The 17,000-nt window shown below is 55.0% G+C and carries 12 protein-coding genes and 5 pseudogenes; 7 read left to right on the top strand and 10 right to left on the bottom strand.

The window, feature by feature from the left end; genetic code table 11:
• Positions 1–206 precede the first annotated feature (206 nt).
• The 6 genes from ABV589_RS04590 (at position 207) to ABV589_RS04565 (ending at position 5,651) form a co-directional block, all read left to right on the top strand.
• Complete coding sequence (locus ABV589_RS04590) at positions 207–860, top strand: ABC transporter ATP-binding protein (protein WP_367085083.1); 654 nt, start codon at positions 207–209, stop codon at positions 858–860.
• Entirely contained in the window at positions 857–3,328 is a 2,472-nt protein-coding gene (locus ABV589_RS04585; protein ID WP_367085082.1) for an FtsX-like permease family protein, read from the top strand. Before ABV589_RS04590 ends, ABV589_RS04585 begins: the two co-directional genes overlap by 4 nt.
• Positions 3,318–4,388, top strand: coding sequence for a lipocalin-like domain-containing protein (locus ABV589_RS04580; protein WP_367085081.1), 1,071 nt, complete (start codon positions 3,318–3,320; stop codon positions 4,386–4,388). The genes ABV589_RS04585 and ABV589_RS04580 overlap by 11 nt, the downstream gene beginning before the upstream one ends.
• A 156-nt stretch (positions 4,389–4,544) precedes the next feature.
• Positions 4,545–4,787, top strand: a complete 243-nt coding sequence (locus ABV589_RS04575) for a hypothetical protein (protein ID WP_007961359.1) — start codon at positions 4,545–4,547, stop codon at positions 4,785–4,787.
• Positions 4,788–4,798: 11 nt separating this feature from the next.
• A complete protein-coding gene (locus ABV589_RS04570) occupies positions 4,799–4,981 on the top strand; it encodes a hypothetical protein (RefSeq protein WP_367085080.1) in 183 nt (60 codons plus the stop codon).
• 85 nt (positions 4,982–5,066) lie between these two features.
• Positions 5,067–5,651: a hypothetical protein gene (locus ABV589_RS04565; protein WP_367085079.1), complete on the top strand. Its 585-nt coding sequence runs from the start codon at positions 5,067–5,069 to the stop codon at positions 5,649–5,651.
• Between the two features lie 327 nt (positions 5,652–5,978).
• On the opposite strand, the gene ABV589_RS04560 is transcribed toward ABV589_RS04565, so the two are convergent.
• A complete protein-coding gene (locus ABV589_RS04560) occupies positions 5,979–6,785 on the bottom strand; it encodes a glycosyltransferase (RefSeq protein WP_367085078.1) in 807 nt (268 codons plus the stop codon).
• A 215-nt stretch (positions 6,786–7,000) separates the two neighbouring features.
• On the opposite strand from ABV589_RS04560, the gene ABV589_RS04555 reads away from it, so the two are divergent.
• A complete protein-coding gene (locus ABV589_RS04555; protein WP_367085077.1) occupies positions 7,001–7,813 on the top strand; it encodes a VanW family protein in 813 nt (270 codons plus the stop codon).
• 38 nt (positions 7,814–7,851) lie between these two features.
• On the opposite strand, the gene ABV589_RS04550 is transcribed toward ABV589_RS04555, so the two are convergent.
• The 9 genes and pseudogenes from ABV589_RS04550 to ABV589_RS04510 all read right to left on the bottom strand — a co-directional run.
• Positions 7,852–8,349, bottom strand: a complete 498-nt coding sequence (locus ABV589_RS04550; protein WP_367085076.1) for a hypothetical protein — start codon at positions 8,347–8,349, stop codon at positions 7,852–7,854.
• A 203-nt stretch (positions 8,350–8,552) separates the two neighbouring features.
• Positions 8,553–8,849, bottom strand: coding sequence for an Imm50 family immunity protein (locus ABV589_RS04545; RefSeq protein WP_367085075.1), 297 nt, complete (start codon positions 8,847–8,849; stop codon positions 8,553–8,555).
• Positions 8,850–9,252: 403 nt separating this feature from the next.
• Positions 9,253–9,699 (bottom strand): SMI1/KNR4 family protein, encoded by a 447-nt coding sequence (locus ABV589_RS04540; RefSeq protein WP_367085074.1) that lies wholly within the window; start codon positions 9,697–9,699, stop codon positions 9,253–9,255.
• Between the two features lie 8 nt (positions 9,700–9,707).
• Positions 9,708–9,899 (bottom strand): annotated as a pseudogene (locus tag ABV589_RS04535) (HNH/ENDO VII family nuclease); the annotation flags it as partial.
• A 264-nt stretch (positions 9,900–10,163) separates the two neighbouring features.
• Positions 10,164–10,957 (bottom strand): annotated as a pseudogene (locus tag ABV589_RS04530) (RHS repeat-associated core domain-containing protein); the annotation flags it as partial.
• Positions 10,958–11,275: 318 nt separating this feature from the next.
• Positions 11,276–11,896 carry a hypothetical protein gene (locus ABV589_RS04525; RefSeq protein WP_367085073.1) on the bottom strand — a complete coding sequence of 207 codons (621 nt, stop codon included), beginning with the start codon at positions 11,894–11,896 and terminating at the stop codon, positions 11,276–11,278.
• A 425-nt stretch (positions 11,897–12,321) separates the two neighbouring features.
• Positions 12,322–14,747: pseudogene (locus ABV589_RS04520) on the bottom strand (RHS repeat-associated core domain-containing protein); the annotation flags it as partial.
• A gap of 27 nt (positions 14,748–14,774) precedes the next feature.
• A pseudogene (locus ABV589_RS04515) lies at positions 14,775–15,173 on the bottom strand (DUF2247 family protein); the annotation flags it as partial.
• 561 nt (positions 15,174–15,734) lie between these two features.
• Positions 15,735–16,940, bottom strand: a pseudogene (locus ABV589_RS04510) (RHS repeat-associated core domain-containing protein); the annotation flags it as partial.
• Between the last annotated feature and the right edge of the window lie 60 nt (positions 16,941–17,000).

Genomic DNA, 17,000 nt, shown 5'->3' with positions numbered 1-17,000 from the left:
AGCTGGCTTGCCAGCGATGGGGCCAGTCCAAGCACCACTGATCTGAAGATGCCTCCCACAGCGTTTGATGGTGAAACCAATATTTGTGAACCACCGCAATCCCTGTGGGAGCTTGCCTGCAAGCGATGGGGCCAGTGCAAACAGCACTGATCTGCTCAGGCCGCAATCCGCTATCCTTGCCCCACACTGACCCAACGGATGGCGGCATGCTTCAGGTTCAAGGCGTGTTCAAAAGTTACCTCACCCCCCAAGGCCCGCTCCCGGTGCTGCAAGGCGTCGACCTTACGCTCGAACCCGGCAGCAGTCTGGCGCTGATGGGCGAATCCGGCAGTGGCAAAAGCACCTTGCTGCATCTGATCGCCGGCCTCGACAAGCCTGATCGCGGCAGCATCCACAGCGGCGAGCATCGGCTGGAGCAGATGAACGAGGCGCAACTGGCCAATTGGCGCCGCACGGAAATCGGTCTGGTGTTCCAGCAGTTCAACCTGATCGGTAGCCTGCGGGTCGAGGACAATCTGGCGTTTCAGGCGCGCCTGGCCGGGCGTCATGAGCCGCGCTGGCAGGCGCATCTGGTGCAGCGTCTGGGGCTGGGCGAGTTGCTCAAGCGTTATCCCGAACAACTGTCGGGCGGCCAGCAGCAGCGGGTCGCGCTGGCCCGGGCCTTGGCGTCGCGGCCGAAACTGCTGCTGGCCGACGAACCCACCGGCAGCCTCGACGAAGCCACCAGCGACGAAGTACTGCGCCTGTTGCTGGAACTGCTCGACGACACGCCGACCACGCTGCTGATGGTCACGCACAGCCCACGCGTGGCGGCGAGACTGGCGCAGCGGGTAGTGTTATCCAATGGCCGCCTGACGTGAACGTGTTCTGGCAAACCCTGCGTGCGCTGCTCAGTCACTGGCGGCGGCATCCGGTGCAGTTTTTCAGTGTGCTGACCGGATTGTGGCTGGCCACCAGTCTGCTGACCGGGGTCGAGGCGCTGAACAGTCAGGCCCGCGACAGTTACGCCCGGGCGAGCCAGATGATTGGCGGCGAACCGCAGGCTAGCCTCGGCACGCCCAATGGCGCGACGTTTCCCCAGCAATGGTTCGTTGATCTGCGCCGTGCAGGCTGGCCGGTTTCCCCGCTGCTGCAGGGCCGGCTCGTACTCAAGGATCACCCGGATCAGCGCCTGCAACTGATGGGCATCGAGCCGGTGTCGCTGCCGGTGGACGCTGCGGTGGCCGGGCAGGCGATGCCGATCGAGCGCAACGTCGCGTTCTTCTCGCCGCCGGGCAGCACCTGGATTTCACCGGAAACCCTGCACGCCTTGGGCCTGAGCGAAGGCGCCACGCCGCAGGCCGCCAGCGGCCAGGCGCTGCCGCCGCTGCACGCGCAAAAGGACATGGCGCCGGGCGTATTGCTGGTCGACATCGGTGTCGCGCAAACCGTGCTCGAACAGCCCGGGCAACTGTCGCGTTTGTTACTGGCGAAGGATTTTCATGCCGAGCTGCCGGCCGCGTTCAATGGCAGGCTGCAGCTCAAAAGCAGCGCCGAGGAAAACAATCTGGCGCGCCTGACCGAGAGCTTTCACCTCAATCTGGATGCCCTGGGATTTCTGTCGTTCGTGGTCGGGCTGTTCATCGTGCACGCGGCCATCGGTCTGGCGCTGGAACAGCGTCGCGGCCTGCTGCGCACGTTGCGCGCCTGCGGGGTCAGTGCGCGGATGTTGATCGGCTGTCTGGTGGTCGAACTCGGTGTGCTGGCTCTGGTTGGCGGGGTGTTCGGGGTCATCAGCGGTTACTGGCTGGCGAGCGTGTTGCTGCCGGATGTCGCCGCCAGCCTGCGCGGTCTGTACGGCGCGGAAGTGGCGGGGCAGTTGCGCCTGAGTCCATGGTGGTGGTTCAGCGGTATTGGCTTGAGCCTGTTCGGTGCGTTGCTCGCCGGTGCCAACAGTCTGCTGCGTGCGGCTCGTTTGCCGCTGTTGGCGGTGGCAGATCCGCAAGCCTGGCATCAGCAACATGCGCGCTGGTTGCGCCGTCAGGGTTGGCTGGCGGCGCTGCTGGGCTTGATTGCGCTGCTGGCGTTGCTGTTCGGTAACAGTCTCGGTAGCGGTTTTGTGTTGATGGCCGGGCTGCTGCTGGGGGCCGCGCTGGCGTTGCCGGTGCTGCTCAGTACGGTGCTTACTCCTTTGCTCGGGCGCAGCCGTTCGGTACTCGGTCAGTGGTTTCTCGCCGATTGCCGCCAGCAACTGCCGGCGCTGAGTCTGGCACTGATGGCGTTGCTGCTGGCACTGGCGGCCAACATCGGCGCCGGCAGCATGACCGCCGGGTTTCGCCAGACCTTCGACGACTGGCTCGAACAACGCCTCAGTGCCGAGCTGTACCTCAACCCGGTCAATCCGGCGCAATCCCGTGAAATGTACGTTTGGCTCAAGCAACAACCGAACGTCAGTGCGGTGCTGCCCAACTGGCAGGTGGCAGTGACCCTGCAGGGCTGGCCGGCGGATGTGTTCGGGGTGATCGATCATCCGCACTATCGCCAGCACTGGCCGTTGCTCGAGGCGATTGCCGGTGATCCGTGGGCGCATCTGGCAACGGACGACGCGGTGATGCTCAGCGAACAACTGGCGCGACGGCTGAAGGTGCGCGCGGGGGACCATCTAAGCGTGCCGACACCAGGCGGGGCGTGGTCGCCGCGGATCGTCGGGATCTACGCCGACTACGGCAATCCCAAGGGACACGTGTTGGTCAACAGCAATCATCTGCTGCGGCTGTGGCCGTCACTGACACCGAACCGTTTCAACTTGCGCATCGCACCGCCCGACATCCCGCCGTTTTTGCGCGCATTGCAAACGCGCTTTCAGATCGATGACAGCCGCATCGTCGATCAGGCGCGGCTCAAGGGGTGGTCGGTGCAGGTTTTCGAACGCACTTTCGCCGCCACCGCCGCGCTCAACAGCCTCACTTTGGCGGTGGCCGGTGTGGCGCTGTTCATCAGTTTGCTGACCCAGAGCCAGAGCCGCCTCGGGCAACTGGCGCCGCTGTGGGCACTGGGTGTGACACGCCGCCAGTTGATGCTGCTCAACCTCGGTCAGACCTGGCTGCTGGCGGTTTTGACGCTGGTGCTGGCGTTGCCGTTGGGGATCGCGTTGGCGTGGTGTCTGGACGCGGTGATCAATGTGCAGGCATTCGGCTGGCGTTTGCCGTTGCGGGTGTTCCCGCTGCAACTGCTGCAGTTGCTCGGGCTGGCATTGCTGGCGACGCTATTAGCCTCGGCATGGCCGCTGTATTCGTTGTACCGCACGCAACCGGCGGATCTGCTGAGGACGTTTGCCCATGAGGATTAACCGGGTTGCGCTGCTGTTCGCACTGCTGCTGTTGGGCGGCTGCGATCAGCCTGCGCCTGAGCAGAAGGGTTTTGCCGGGCTTGGCGATCAGGCTGCGCAGTTCACCGCCGTGGTGCCGGGGCGGGTGTTCAGCTTCCCGGCGGATCATGGCGCGCATGATGGTTTTCGCATCGAGTGGTGGTATGTCACCGCCAATCTCAAGGACCGGCAGGGTCACGATTTCGGCGTGCAGTGGACGCTGTTTCGCAGCGCCTTAAAGCCTGCGGCAGAACAACCGGGCTGGGCCAATCAGACGATCTGGCTCGGACATGCCGCGGTGACATCGGCCATCGCGCACCATGCCGCCGAGCGCTATGCCCGGGGCGGAGTGGGGCAAGCCGGGGTGAACGTGGCGCCGTTCGAGGCGTGGATCGATGATTGGCGCTTCGCCAGTCAGGCGCAAGATCCGCTGACCGATCTGCAACTCAGTGCCAGCGACAAAGCCTTCAGCTATCAACTGCACCTCACCTCCAGTCGGCCGCTGGTGTTGCAGGGTGACAACGGTTTCAGCCGCAAATCCGAACAGGGCCAGGCCTCGTATTACTACAGTCAGCCGTTTTTTCAGGCCAGCGGCACCCTGCAAATCGACGGCCAGACCTACACCGTCAGCGGCCCGGCGTGGCTGGACCGTGAGTGGAGCAGCCAGCCGTTGGCGGCCAATCAGACCGGGTGGGACTGGTTTTCCCTGCACCTGGACAGCGGCGAATCGCTGATGCTGTTCCGCACCCGGCAAACCGATGGTGCGCCGTTTCTGACCGGCACCTGGATCAGCACCGACGGCCGGGCCGAAACCCTGGGCGGCGAGCAGATCAGACTCACCCCTCAGGACACCGCCAAAGTCGCCGGCCGCCAGATGCCCGTGCGCTGGTCGATCAGCATTCCCGACAAACACCTCGACATCGGCCTCGACGCGCTTAACCCCAAGGCCAGGATGGACCTGCGCATCCCGTACTGGGAAGGGCCGGTGCGGATCAGCGGCAGCCATGGCGGGCGTGGCTATCTGGAAATGACCGGGTACTGACTGCTGACTGCCATTCATGTAGGAGCTGCCGCAGGCTGCGATCTTTTGACTTTGATCTTTTAAAAGATCGCAGCCTTCGGCAGCTCCTACAGGGATTGGGTTGAACTCCGTTTCATTGCGCAGCCTCTACAAAGCAATACCCGCGGAGGATTGACCATGAGCGACGACCTGCAACCCCCAGACCTCACCACCTGGCAGCGTCTGTTCGACGATCAGACCTACTGGCAGCAATCCCCCGACGCTCATTACTTTGATCTGCAACGCATTGCCGACGACCTGCTCGGCCAGGGCGCGATCGATCTGGAGCAGTGGCAGATTCTGCGTGCCAAGGCCGACGACCTGCACAAGGATTCGCCGGCCGTAAACGTCGCCAATGAACTGGATGACCCCGAAGCCTGAGGAGCCCCGCCATGAAACCCGTATCCCCCAGCGAACACCCCGACGAACCCCGGCCACCGGGAGAAACCGAACGCGACAACGACGCCCTGCGCCCGACCGATCCCAAACAGCGCAAGGACAGCGGCAAGGGCACCGCCAGTGGCGAATCCACCGCGCAGGAGACCGCCGCGTCAGAAACCAAAGCCAAGCCCTGAACAGCGTCTATGCTCAGTGGCACATTCGGCGCCAAACACGCGTTGGCGCCGGTTGCTGCCATTCATTACAGGGAAAGTACTGCTTATGAAGCTCCACTCTCTGGCCAAGGCCATCACCCTCGCAACCGTTCTGTCCGCCACCAGCTTCGGCGTAATGGCGGCCGATATACCGCTGTCTGCCACCGTCGAGGCCGATCAGGTCACCACCAAAGTGCTGGCCGTCGATGCGGCCAACCATCAGGTTGTGCTCGAAGGTGCTGAAGGTCGTCAGGTTCACGTACAGCTCAGCGACAAGGCGAAAAACCTCGCCAACCTTCAGGTCGGCGATCTGGTAAAAGTCGAAGTGCAGCGCTCGGTGGCGGCTTACCTCGATACCGATGTGGATAAAGGTCTGCCTGGCACCGTCGAGCGCAGCGGCGAGCTGCGCAAGGCTCCCGGCACGGATAATCCGGGTGGCGAGGCCTATCGCCAGATTCAGGTGCAACTGAAAATCACCAAAATTGATTTGAAGAAAAACGAAGTGACGCTGGAAAACCCGGCGGGCCAGTCGAAAACCCTTGACGTGAAAAAGCCTGAAATCCAAGCCAAGCTGAAAGATTTGAAAGTAGGGCAGAGCGTAGTTGTCACTTATACCGATGTATTAAAAGTGACCAGTCAGCACGAAAGCTGAGCATTAACTCTACAAGATGATTGTTCTTGTACAGATTATTGTATGAGAACAATCATCTGAAACGAGTGATGCAGCAGCTTGAAAGTTTCGCGAAAGCATTCGTCGATAAATATCTATTAACTTCTTCGTACATAAAATTTACCTTTATGCATGACGACATATGCGCCAACTTCTATTAAAATCCTTCCCGTTCGCCCAGTGTCAGGGCTCTTTACCGGTGCATGGATTGCCAGGCCATTACACTGGGCGAACACCTCTTCGGAGCGGATGTATACAATTTCAGATAAAAAAAGGGCGACTATAAAGTCGCCCTTTTTTTGTTCGCGATTATGCCGAGGCCTGCCCCTCAAAGCGTTTGAGGGTGGCTTCGTACATTCTGGTTCGGCGGTGGTTTTTGCCGTAGGTGCCGGCGGCTGCGACGGTTCCTGCCTGAATGTGATCCAGATAGCGGAAAATCTTGCGCGGTGACAACAGCTTGATGCCGTAGCCCAGAGCGACCATTCGATCCTGCAGGGTGTAACCGGGCACCCGGTCATCCATGCAAAAGTTCAGATCCAGGGACTTCATCAACTTGGCGTTCCACAATGTGCAGAAACTCTTCAGGTGAGTTTCCCGATAAGGTTTTGGCTCTTTACTGCGCAGACCCAACGCAGTTTTCACCCGGCGAATATAGTGTTTGCAAAACCGCGAAGTAAGTCGCCAGGTATCTCTGACAATCCCACGATTGATTTGCTCGACACACCCGACTGCGGCGATATCCGCAGACGCTGTGCACTCACGCAACATCATCGCAAAGACTTCCTTGTCGTAGACAAAGGTGTCGGTGTGCAGCAGAAACAGATAGTCGGTTTCAACTTTCTCCAGCGCCAGATCCAGCGCCTTGCCATGGGCAATATGTCCCGCTTCTTTACCGGGGGAGGGGCGCTCGATCAGATTGATCCAGTCCAGCGAGCGCAAGTAATCCAGGCTGGCATCCGCCGAATCATTGTCCACCACCCAAACCGGAATGCGCTGTTCCTGGACATGCTCGCGCAACAACTCCAGGCACATCCGGGTGATGTCCGGGGTTTTGTAATTTACCAATACAAGACTGAAATTCGGCTGCGTAACGGCTGGTAAATCAAACTGGCTCATTCGGGAAGCTCATCCGCGGTTGATCGGCGACAGGTGTCTCTCGGGCCGGGATGCTAGCGACGCAAGCTTAGTTGAAGCTTAATTTGCCGTTCAGCAAGCCATTCGAAGTGTGTCGAGCCACGGCATCTCGCGCACGACGCAAGCCGTCCCACAGGCTAAACTGCGCGCCCCTCAGATGCTTCAAGGAAGAAACGGCACCTGCCGTCGCCCCACGGATGAAACCACTTTCCCTCTACCACCCGGCCCTGTACTGGCTGCGCGTGTGGCAAAAAAGACTGTTCCGCCAGATCGCCTGGCACTGCTCCAGCAAACGCTACGCACGCCTTGTGGCCGGCGCTGATCGCCTGCCATTCCGCTACCTGAAACACACCTCGAAACTCATCCGCAAACTCGGCGACTCCGACCTCGCCCTGCAACACAACAAAGTCATCAACCTCAAACTCGCCGTCGCCGCCATCGACGGCCTCATCATCGCCCCCGGCGAACACTTCTCCTTCTGCCGCCTCGTCGGCCGCCCAACCCGCAAACGCGGCTACGTCGAAGGCATGGAACTGTCCTTCGGCGAAGCACGACGGGGTGTCGGCGGCGGAATCTGCCAACTGAGCAACCTGATCCACTGGATGGCGATCCACTCACCACTGATCGTTGTCGAGCGCTCCAACCACAGCTTCGATCCATTCCCGGATGAGGGGCGGGTGCTGCCATTCGGTTCCGGCGCGGCGATTTTCTACAACTACGTTGACCTGGTACTGCACAACCCGACGGATCGGAGTTTTCAGTTGAAGTTGAATGTGGGGGAAACGCAGTTGGAGGGGGAATTGTTGTGCGATCGGGTGCGGGAGTATCGGTATCACGTGTTTCAGGAAGGGCACCGGTTTGTGCGCGAGGGCGAGCGGGTGTATCGGGAGAATGAAATCTGGCGGGAAGTGCGGGAGAAGGGGCAGGTGGGGGAATTGGTGGAGAGGGTGAGGTTGTATCGGAATCGGGTGGTGGTTAAGTATGAGGTGATGGACGAGTTGATCGGGTAGGGCGCACAAATAGCTACGATGATATTGGCGCCCACTGATCAGTTTCTGAAATAGAGCTCATCCAGTTGGCGTTTGCGTATGGATAGATACTCTTCCCATACCTTGGGGAAGTCTTCATCTTTGGTCAGCGGGAAGGTCAGATAGATGTACCTTCCAACCACACTGATGTATTGCCTCACACGCTTGAAGGCGGGTTGTTCGTAAGCTGCCACGCTTTCGTCATAGGCGTCATGGTAGTGATGGATGCTCACTCGGTGCGGGGCGATCATGCACCGCGAGAAATCGATCACCCAGCAGCTATCAACGGCTGTACTCAAATAACCGTAGACACCGTCGCTGGATAGACGAATGCACGAATTAGCTTGGGTGCCGTCGTCATCGTTGACCAAAATGATCTTGTCCGCGAAGTAATTGATATTTCTGCCGTCAGGTCCTTGCAGGACTAAGCTCCAGCCTTCGGCTCCCATGCGGAACTCACCGTTGTTTTCGAAGGTGGCGGTCCAGTTATTGGCGAGTGTGATTTGATGTTTATTCATGGGTGCTCATGTAAACCGAAGGGCCGCAAAGTAATGGGTATAGTTTCTGCCTGAAAATAGAGAGCCAAAGAGTCATGTTTATGAAGGCGATTAGATTGTAAGATAATCGCGGCTATGTAAAAAGAAACTGTGATCTGTACCCGACATTGTCGGTAATGCCTGAATGCACTACTGTCTAAAAAAGTGTCAGTGATCGCATTGTGCTACACTGCGCCGTCATTGTTGTATGCCTTAATATTGGCTATACTAATATTTTTTGCTTGGCATGTGGCTACGCAGTTATTTTCAAATTTAATTGTGACTTTGTAGTCTGAGGATTTTCCCTCGATTGTTAAGGTGGTGGTGCCGCTGAAGTTGAAATTCTCTACATTAAAATTTTCTATGTCTACTATGTAGAGCTGAAACTCATACTCGTTGTAATTCTTTGTCAGCCACTTTTTAGGGGCTGCTTGCTCTATTTTGCTGGATAATTTTATGCATATAGAGTTTCCGTCCAGCATTACGTATGACGTACGCATGCTTGAGGGGTAATATGTTTCTCCGAAAATCGACGTCCACTGCTTTTTGTTCCATTTTGATGATGTCCACATTTTAGATTGCTCAAAATATGTAGTAGGCTTTACTAGATGCTTCGCCTGTTATAGAGTTTTCAACTGGTCGTTGATTGAAATGAAGTAAAAGGGCGACGAGTTTATTTTCAATCCCTTTTGAATCGAAAGGGGAGCCGGTCGAAAAATAAATCTGTTCATTTGCCTTTAAGTCCCTACACCTCGGCAAGGTGATTGATGTACATGCCACCTTCGGAGACCGAGATACAGATATCTGTTCGGGGCTAGACCACGTCTAGAAAATCGAATGTAGAATGCCCCTTGCCGCTTATCAGATAGTTCAGGGTTGAATAAGTCAGGTTCTAAGTTCGACGTATTCTTTAAAGAATGAATAAAAGTTATCTGCTATTTTTTTTGACGGTTTTTTCTTAAACAGATCGTAGCTAATGATCTGGCCGTTTCCTGTGGGTCCACAATCTATTACCCAGCAAACTTCGTCATCCTTTAAGTAAATCACTGCGAAGTTTCTAGGTAGTTCAAATTCTGATCGACAATACACGGTGCTGTAATTTACAGTTCCGCCATTATCTAAGGTCGCATCATTGTTCTCAATTCCACATATTTCTGAGCCTGCTGCTCCACCGCCACCGCATACACTCAAGAAATCAACGAAATCTTCAGGTAGTTTTATGTCTAAAATGATTTCGAGCTTTTTAATTTGCTCAGTAGTGGCGGAGCCGAGCCAAAAAGTTTCTTCGTCGGAGTTGTCGAGCTTTGTTATCAAATCTTGATAGTTATGCATGGGTTTCCTCACTCAAAGTCTTTGGCTCGTTCTTTCCAATATGCTTTTCTAAATTTTGAATACTGTAATTCTAGCTTTGGGTCATTCCTGAAGCTATCACCGTCTTCAATAGTGCCATGAAGTTCTTTATGGTATTTCTTGTGTACGGTTCCGGTTAACTCCACCATCGGCCCTGGCTCATCGCCTGTAACGTGGTGAAGGTTGATGTATTTCCCATCTGGACCAATGGGAGCGTTTCCGTTTTTCATCAGGTCCAGGTTACTCCATCCGTCTTCTTCGATTTTTTTGCGTATTCTAGGGTCAACGCTCTTGTCAATTGTAGTAGGAACCCCAGGCTCTACGTCCATAGTATTTTTATAGACCTTACGACCCAATACCTCCTCTGGTTTGTACTTGGTGCTGGAAAATTTGCGAACATCTTTTTCGGGAGCTGGCACCTCATCGGGACATTCTCCAGGGACGCAGTTCAACCCCAGCGGATCCACCCACCCCGTAGGATTTGGCACGTACTGGTAGTTATTCAATCCACCCGCAAGCTTGATCGGATCCGGCGTCAAAAACCGTCCAGTGCCCGGATTGTAGTAGCGGTGCCGGTTGAAATGTAATCCCGTCTCGGCATCGAAATACTGACCCTGGAAGCGTAGAGGGTTGTCGATTTCTGCGACGTCCAGGGTTGCCAGATTGCCATATGCACGGTATTTCGCCGACCACATGATTTCGCCGCTGTAGTCGGTGAGCTCTTGAGGGGTGCCGAGGTGGTCGAGTTGGTAATAGAACGGCGTCGCCTTCAGGGGACCTTCACCATCGAGCATCGCCAGTGGGCGGAAGCTGCCTGGTTCGTAGATGTAGGTGCGCGGTTTTCTGCGTTTTCGGCGATCAGCCGCTCGCCTTGCCACAGGAATTCGGTGGTGTGACCGTCGACGGTTTTTTCGATGCGGCGACCAAAGGCGTCGTATTTGCAGGACGCGGTGCTACCGCCCGGCAGGCTTACGCCGATGAGACGGTGCTGGCAGTCGTATCTGTATTCAGTGACGAGTTTCTGGCCGGTGCCACGACGTTCGCGGATCAGATTGCCATAGGCGTCATAGTCGTAATGACGGTCGCCCTGCATCAGCAGACGGTTGCCTTTGACGTTGGCGAGGTTGGCCGTGCCTTCGTTGTTCTGACCCTGGAGGTTACTCGCCGGATCGTGGGCGAAGCTTTCCGGCGTAGCGCCGCGCACGCTGATCAGCCGATCAAGCGGGTCGTAGTGATAGCTGAGAAAAAAGGGGACGGATTTATTTTCTGAAAAGGGGGCTAAGAAAGGCTGTCTTCAAAAAACTTTTGAATCAAAAAAAGGGGGGCAAGCCGGAAAATAAATCTGTCCCTTTTTTGCAAGCGAAATAAATCTGTAAACTTTTCTTGCCTGTTTTTGTCCTTTGATTTGTCTATAAAAATGCTATCCATCAGTTACGGTTCTTGTTGTGCGTGCTGCAACTATTTATACATTCAGTTTTTCGTGAGGATACCTCTGGTTGAAACTTTGAGCAAAAGCTCCTGAATAATCTCTTCCATATGGCCCCGGTTCGTTACTTTTCTATAATTTGTATACTCGATAGCCTGCGTCAAAGTCGTTTATCATATGAGAATTGCTAAAGTTAGTATCGAATACTCCCTGGATTTCAGGTTGGGAACGATTTGCTTGTGAGTTCAATATTCCTACTGATTTCTGAAGTTCTTCGTATGTGGGTATATAGGTGTGGTTTGAAGCGCTGAAGTCGAGGATTACTTTTTTTGGTGAAATTATTGCGAGGTTAATTAATAATTCAGGAGTTGAAAACGATCTTCCGCCGATGTCGTATATTTTATCTTTGTTCTCTAGTTTTGGGCCGTAAGATTCGTGTGTCAAGTAGCCACTTTCCTGGTTCAATAGGCGTATTAATTTTTCGTGACCTTTTATTTTTTCAAATGTGATAATAGCTTTCTTGATGACCAGGAATCCGTCCTCGTCCATCTTTTCTAGAAAATTTGGATTCTGGTTTTCTATTGAAGAAATTACCGGTTTGTCTATTAAGTTAAGTACAAAGTTAAATAATTCGAGTCGAAATTTATCTTGAATATTTTCGTTCGGGGGTATATTTATATGTGAAATAACTCCGCCGGCATTATCGAAATCGATAGCGCCAAAGGATTCTGTAATGTCAACTGAGAAATTCATTTTGCCCTCTCGATTACAAACTGATCAAGTTGTTTTGATTCGATTTGCTTGCCGTCAATTGTTTTAAAGCCTTTTGGGTCGACTTTGGTTTGTGAAACTATTCTTAGCCCTAATTCATCTATTCTTTTTAGTGATTTCTTTGTGTATTTGTTTGCGAATGCGCTGCCTGTAATAGTGATTTTTCCATTTTCGGATAATACCCTTAATATTTCTGGGTTTAAAGGGTCGTAGCCGTAAGGGTTATCCATGTTGATATGACTTTGTGATCCTGATTTTATACCCGACAAATCCGTTGCATTCCCAGCGTGTACTCCCGGAGCTTTAGGATCAATATCGATATTGTAATAACCCTCTATCGGATTTGTACCGGCACCAATGTTTAAAGAACCATCAGCTTCTGCGGGTTTTTCTAAATATCTGCCGCTACCCGGACACTGATTAAGCCCAAGAGGATCCACCCAGCCTGTGGGGTTTGAGACATACAGGTAATTATTCAACCCCCCAGCAAGCTTGATCGGATCCGGCGTCAAAAACCGTCCAGTCCCCGGATTGTAGTAGCGATGCCGGTTGTAGTGTAGGCCCGTCTCAGCGTCGAAATACTGACCCTGGAAGCGCAACGGATTATCGATCTCGCTGACGTCCAGCGCCGCGAGGTTACCGTAGGCGCGGTACTTGGCCGACCACATGATCTCGCCACTGTAGTCGGTGAGTTCCTGCGGTGTGCCGAGGTGGTCGAGTTGGTAGTAAAACGGCGTGGCTTTGCTCGGGCCTTCGCCATCGAGCATCGCCAGTGGGCGGAAGCTGCCGGGCTCATAGATGTAGCTGCGGTAGCGGTTTTCGGCGCTTTCAGCGATCAGACGTTCGCCTTGCCACAGGAATTCCGTGGTGTGGCCGTCGATGGTTTTTTCGACGCGGCGACCAAAGGCGTCGTATTTGTAGGACGCGGTGCTACCGCCCGGCAGGCTGACGCCAATGAGACGGTGCTGGCAGTCGTATCTGTATTCAGTGACGAGTTTCTGGCCGGTGCCACGACGTTCGCGGATCAGATTGCCATAGGCGTCATAGTCGTAATGACGGTCGCCTTGCATCAGCAGACGGTTGCCTTTGACGTTAGCGAGGTTGGCCGTGCCTTCGTTGTTCTGACCCAGCAGGTTGCCCGCCGGGTCGTGGGCGAAGCTCTCCGGTGTAGCGCCGCGCACGCTGATGAGTCGGTCGAGCGGGTCGTAATGGTAGCTGCGATTGCCCTTGCGGCTGTCGTCGATGCCGGCGAGGTTGCCGTTGGCGTCGTAGTTGTAGCGACGCTGGAACAGGTTTTTATCACGCTGGCCGACGGTGTGGGCTTGCAGTCGGCCTTGTTCGTCGTACTGGTACTGGCTGAGCAACAGGCCTTGCTGGCGCTGTTGTTCACGACCGGCTCTGAACTGATGGCTGGTCAGGCGTGAACCGTTGAGGTCGATGCTGCTCAGGCGTCCGCCGGACAGGTGGCGGTAGTCGAGTTTGCTGCCATCCGGGAGGCGACAATGGCTCAGCTGGCCGACGCTGTCGTACTCGTAGCGCAGGGTGCCCCAGCCTTGGTGTTCCTCGATGAGGCGGTCTTGCAGGTCGTACTTGTAGGCGAGCGGCCAGTGGCCGTCGTCAACGTTTACGAGGCGACCGAGGGCGTCGTAGCTGTAGTGAATTTCTTCGCCGTCGGACAGGGTTTTGACTAGCAAACGGCCAGCGGCATCGCGTTGGTATTCGGTAACGAGTTCGCTGCCGTCATCACCGAACTCGGTTTTCTTCAGCAACTGGCCGTTGAGGTCGTATTCGTAGGCGGTGCGGCGACCGTCGAAGCCAGTTTCCTGTTGGATCAGGCCGTTCGAGTAGTAATCGAGTTGGTAATGCTCGCCGCGCTCGTTTTCGATGTCAGTGAGCAACAGACGCGAGTTGTCGTAGCGGTAGCGCAGTTGGCTGCCGTCCGGATTGATGCGGCGGCTGACCAGGTGCAGATTGTCCGCATACTCATATCGCGTGACGCGCCCGAGTTCGTCGCGTTCGGCGGTGACGTTGCCATAGGCGTTGTAGGTGAAGGCGCGTGTTGCACCGCCCGGCAGCGTGACTTGTGCCAGGCGGTTGGCCGCATCCCATTGGTATTGGGTGATGGCGCCGGATTCTTCCTGGCGAGTGATCTGACGACCCAGTGCGTCGTAGCGGTACTTGCGTTGACCGCCGTCCGGCAGGCGCTCTTCCAGTAACTGCCCGAGGTTGTTCCAGCCCAGTTGATGGCGGCTGCCGTCGGGGTGGCGGATCTCCAGCAGGCGACCTTGGGCGTCGTAGCTGTATAGCGTGGCATTGCCGTCCGGGTCGATTTGCTGGGTGATGTCGCCCTGACGGTTGCGTTGGTACTTCCAACTGGCTTTGCCGCGATGAACATCGCTGACGAAACCATTGATGTATTCATACGTGGTCGCTTCGTCTTCCGGCGGGATGACGGCAGTCATCAGTCCGTTGTCGTCGTACCGGTATTCGGTGACGGCACCCAAAGGATCCTTTTCCGCGATCAACTGACCTTTGTCGTTGTACGCCTTGAGGTGTTCGGCGCCGTCCGGGTCGACCTTGCTGATCAGTCGCGCCTGGTCGTCGTGGGTGTAGACCTCTTCGCTGCCATCGGCGTGGTTACAGTTACGCTGCCTTTATCGTCCCAGGCGTAATGCGCTTCCATCTGCGAGAAATTGGCCCAGTGACGGATGCAACGAGACAGTTTGCCTTCGTTCTCCCACTCCCAGTAGAAGGCCGCGCCGCCTGCCAGTTGGCGCTCCAGAATCACGTGCTGATCGTTGTAGCGATAGCGCTCGGCTTCGCCGGCGGCGTTCTACATCTCGATCATAGATGCTGAGCATCAGTGTTGTTTGAGCCTGTTCTGAAAGTAATCTTCGTAATTGGATAATATTGTTTTCCAGTTTTCGTATAGTTGTTCCTCAGAGCCGACTACACCTTCAGGTAATGGCATATATCTAACTATTGGTGCAATTTCTTCCGGGTAGTCAAGATCTGCATATAATTCTTCTATGCTTTCAAAGGGGTCTTTTGATAGGTCTTTATTCTCGTATAAATAAGAAAGAGTCAAATAAATCCAAGGTTTGATTGCTTCTTCTTCACTTTCTACTTGATGCGAGTCTTTGTTGATGAGGGTTTGCAATAATTCTCGCAGTAATTGATGCTCTGTCGCGTTCAAAGTGGCGATTTCATAGGCCTCTGGAGGAGATGTTTTTGTCAGTCCATTGCAGATATAGTCAGAAATACCTTGCTCATTGATGAAGCCTTTTTTCAGGCCAAAGTTTAGTTGAGACCAATTTAACCAAGGGGTTTTGGAAGATATGTAGTTGCCGTTTAGGGGTAGTAGATTCATTTGTTTACTTTGGAACCTCGATGGTATTTGATTCGGGGTGCCGGTTATTCTTCCGTCAGGTATGAATCTTGGATGTGTTAATTCCATCTTTGAATTAACAATCCACTCAAAGATTCCGGGTTTGTTATTCATCGATCCCGGCATTTGTGTGAGAGTGTTATTTGTACCGTCACCTCCGCGGAGAGGGAATACTCTCCCTTTATCAGGTATTTGGTCAACTACGTAACTAGGCGCTAGGTGCATAGGATCGTCTTTTAAAGCGCTGCCGACGGGTTTAGCACTTTTAATTTCGTCGGCGGCATATCCCGCGCGAAGGCGCTCAAAGCGTGCCGCGTTGTAACCCGATTGATCCTGAGGTTTAGGTGAATTCGGAGTGCCTTCATCAATAGTGGCTGCGGTCGATGGGTTTTTCGCACTACCTGTGGATGAGGAATTATTATCGGGACAGACACTCAACCCCAACGGATCCACCCATCCCGTAGGATTAGGCACGTACTGGTAGCTATTCAAACCGCCTGCAAGCTTGATCGGATCCGGTGTCAAAAACCGTCCAGTGCCCGGATTATAGTAGCGGTGCCGGTTGTAGTGCAGGCCAGACTCTGCGTCGAAATACTGTCCCTGAAAGCGCAGCGGGTTGTCGATTTCTTTGACGTCCAGTGCTGCCAGATTGCCGTACGCACGGTATTTCGCTGACCACATGATCTCGCCACTGTAGTCGGTGAGTTCCTGCGGCGTGCCCAGATGATCGAGCTGGTAGTAAAACGGCGTGGCTTTGCGCGGGCCTTCGCCGTCGAGCATCGCCAATGGACGGAAGCTTCCCGGTTCATAAATGTAACTGCGGTAGCGGTTTTCCGCGCTTTCGGCGATCAGTCGTTCACCTTGCCACAGGAATTCGGTTGTCTGGCCTTCGACGGTTTTTTCGATGCGTCGGCCGAAGGCGTCGTATTTGTAGGACGCGGTTTTGCCGCTCGGCAGGCTGACGCCTATGAGACGGTGCTGGCAGTCGTAGCGGTATTCAGTGACAAGTTTCTGCCCGGCGCCGCGACGTTCGCGGACGAGGTTACCGTAGGCGTCATAGTCGTAATGGCGGTCGCCCTGCATTAGCAGGCGGTTGCCTTTGACGTTGGCGAGGTTGGCGGTGCCTTCGTTGTTCTGTCCAAGCAGGTTACCCGCCGGATCGTGGGCGAAGCTTTCCGGCGTAGCACCGCGTACGCTGATGAGCCGGTCGAGCGGGTCGTAGTGATAGCTGCGATTGCCCTTGCGGCTGTCATCGATGCCGATGAGGTTGCCGTTGGCGTCGTAGTTGTAGCGACGCTGGAACAGGTTTTTATCACGCTGGCCGACGGTGTGGGCTTGCAGTCGGCCTTGTTCGTCGTACTGGTACTGGCTGAGCAACAGGCCTTGCTGGCGCTGTTGTTCACGACCGGCTCTGAACTGATGGCTGGTCAGGCGTGAACCGTTGAGGTCGATGCTGCTCAGGCGTCCGCCGGACAGGTGGCGGTAGTCGAGTTTGCTGCCATCCGGGAGGCGACAATGGCTCAGCTGGCCGACGCTGTCGTACTCGTAGCGCAGGGTGCCCCAGCCTGGGTGTTCCTCGATGAGGCGGTCTTGCAGGTCGTACTTGTAGGCGAGCGGCCAATGGCCGTCGTCGACGTTTCGCAAATGGAGGGGTTTCAATCTCTATTTGATTGAAAAGTGGCAGGCTGGAAAATAAAT

The organism is Pseudomonas sp. HOU2 (assembly GCF_040729435.1).
In the GTDB taxonomy this organism is placed as follows: Bacteria; Pseudomonadota; Gammaproteobacteria; order Pseudomonadales; family Pseudomonadaceae; genus Aquipseudomonas.
Note: the sequence above shows the minus strand (reverse complement) of the source record. Positions and strands in the feature narration are given on the sequence as shown.

Bases quoted from the DNA above. Each gene is read 5' to 3' on its own strand.
- ABV589_RS04590 (WP_367085083.1), top strand. From the start codon at position 207: ATGCTTCAGGTTCAAGGCGTGTTCAAAAGTTACCTCACCCCCCAAGGC.
- ABV589_RS04580 (WP_367085081.1), top strand. From the start codon at position 3,318: ATGAGGATTAACCGGGTTGCGCTGCTGTTCGCACTGCTGCTGTTGGGC.
- ABV589_RS04575 (WP_007961359.1), top strand. From the start codon at position 4,545: ATGAGCGACGACCTGCAACCCCCAGACCTCACCACCTGGCAGCGTCTG.
- ABV589_RS04570 (WP_367085080.1), top strand. From the start codon at position 4,799: ATGAAACCCGTATCCCCCAGCGAACACCCCGACGAACCCCGGCCACCG.
- ABV589_RS04565 (WP_367085079.1), top strand. From the start codon at position 5,067: ATGAAGCTCCACTCTCTGGCCAAGGCCATCACCCTCGCAACCGTTCTG.
- ABV589_RS04560 (WP_367085078.1), bottom strand. From the start codon at position 6,785: ATGAGCCAGTTTGATTTACCAGCCGTTACGCAGCCGAATTTCAGTCTT.
- ABV589_RS04555 (WP_367085077.1), top strand. From the start codon at position 7,001: ATGAAACCACTTTCCCTCTACCACCCGGCCCTGTACTGGCTGCGCGTG.
- ABV589_RS04550 (WP_367085076.1), bottom strand. From the start codon at position 8,349: ATGAATAAACATCAAATCACACTCGCCAATAACTGGACCGCCACCTTC.
- ABV589_RS04545 (WP_367085075.1), bottom strand. From the start codon at position 8,849: ATGCTGGACGGAAACTCTATATGCATAAAATTATCCAGCAAAATAGAG.
- ABV589_RS04540 (WP_367085074.1), bottom strand. From the start codon at position 9,699: ATGCATAACTATCAAGATTTGATAACAAAGCTCGACAACTCCGACGAA.
- ABV589_RS04525 (WP_367085073.1), bottom strand. From the start codon at position 11,896: ATGAATTTCTCAGTTGACATTACAGAATCCTTTGGCGCTATCGATTTC.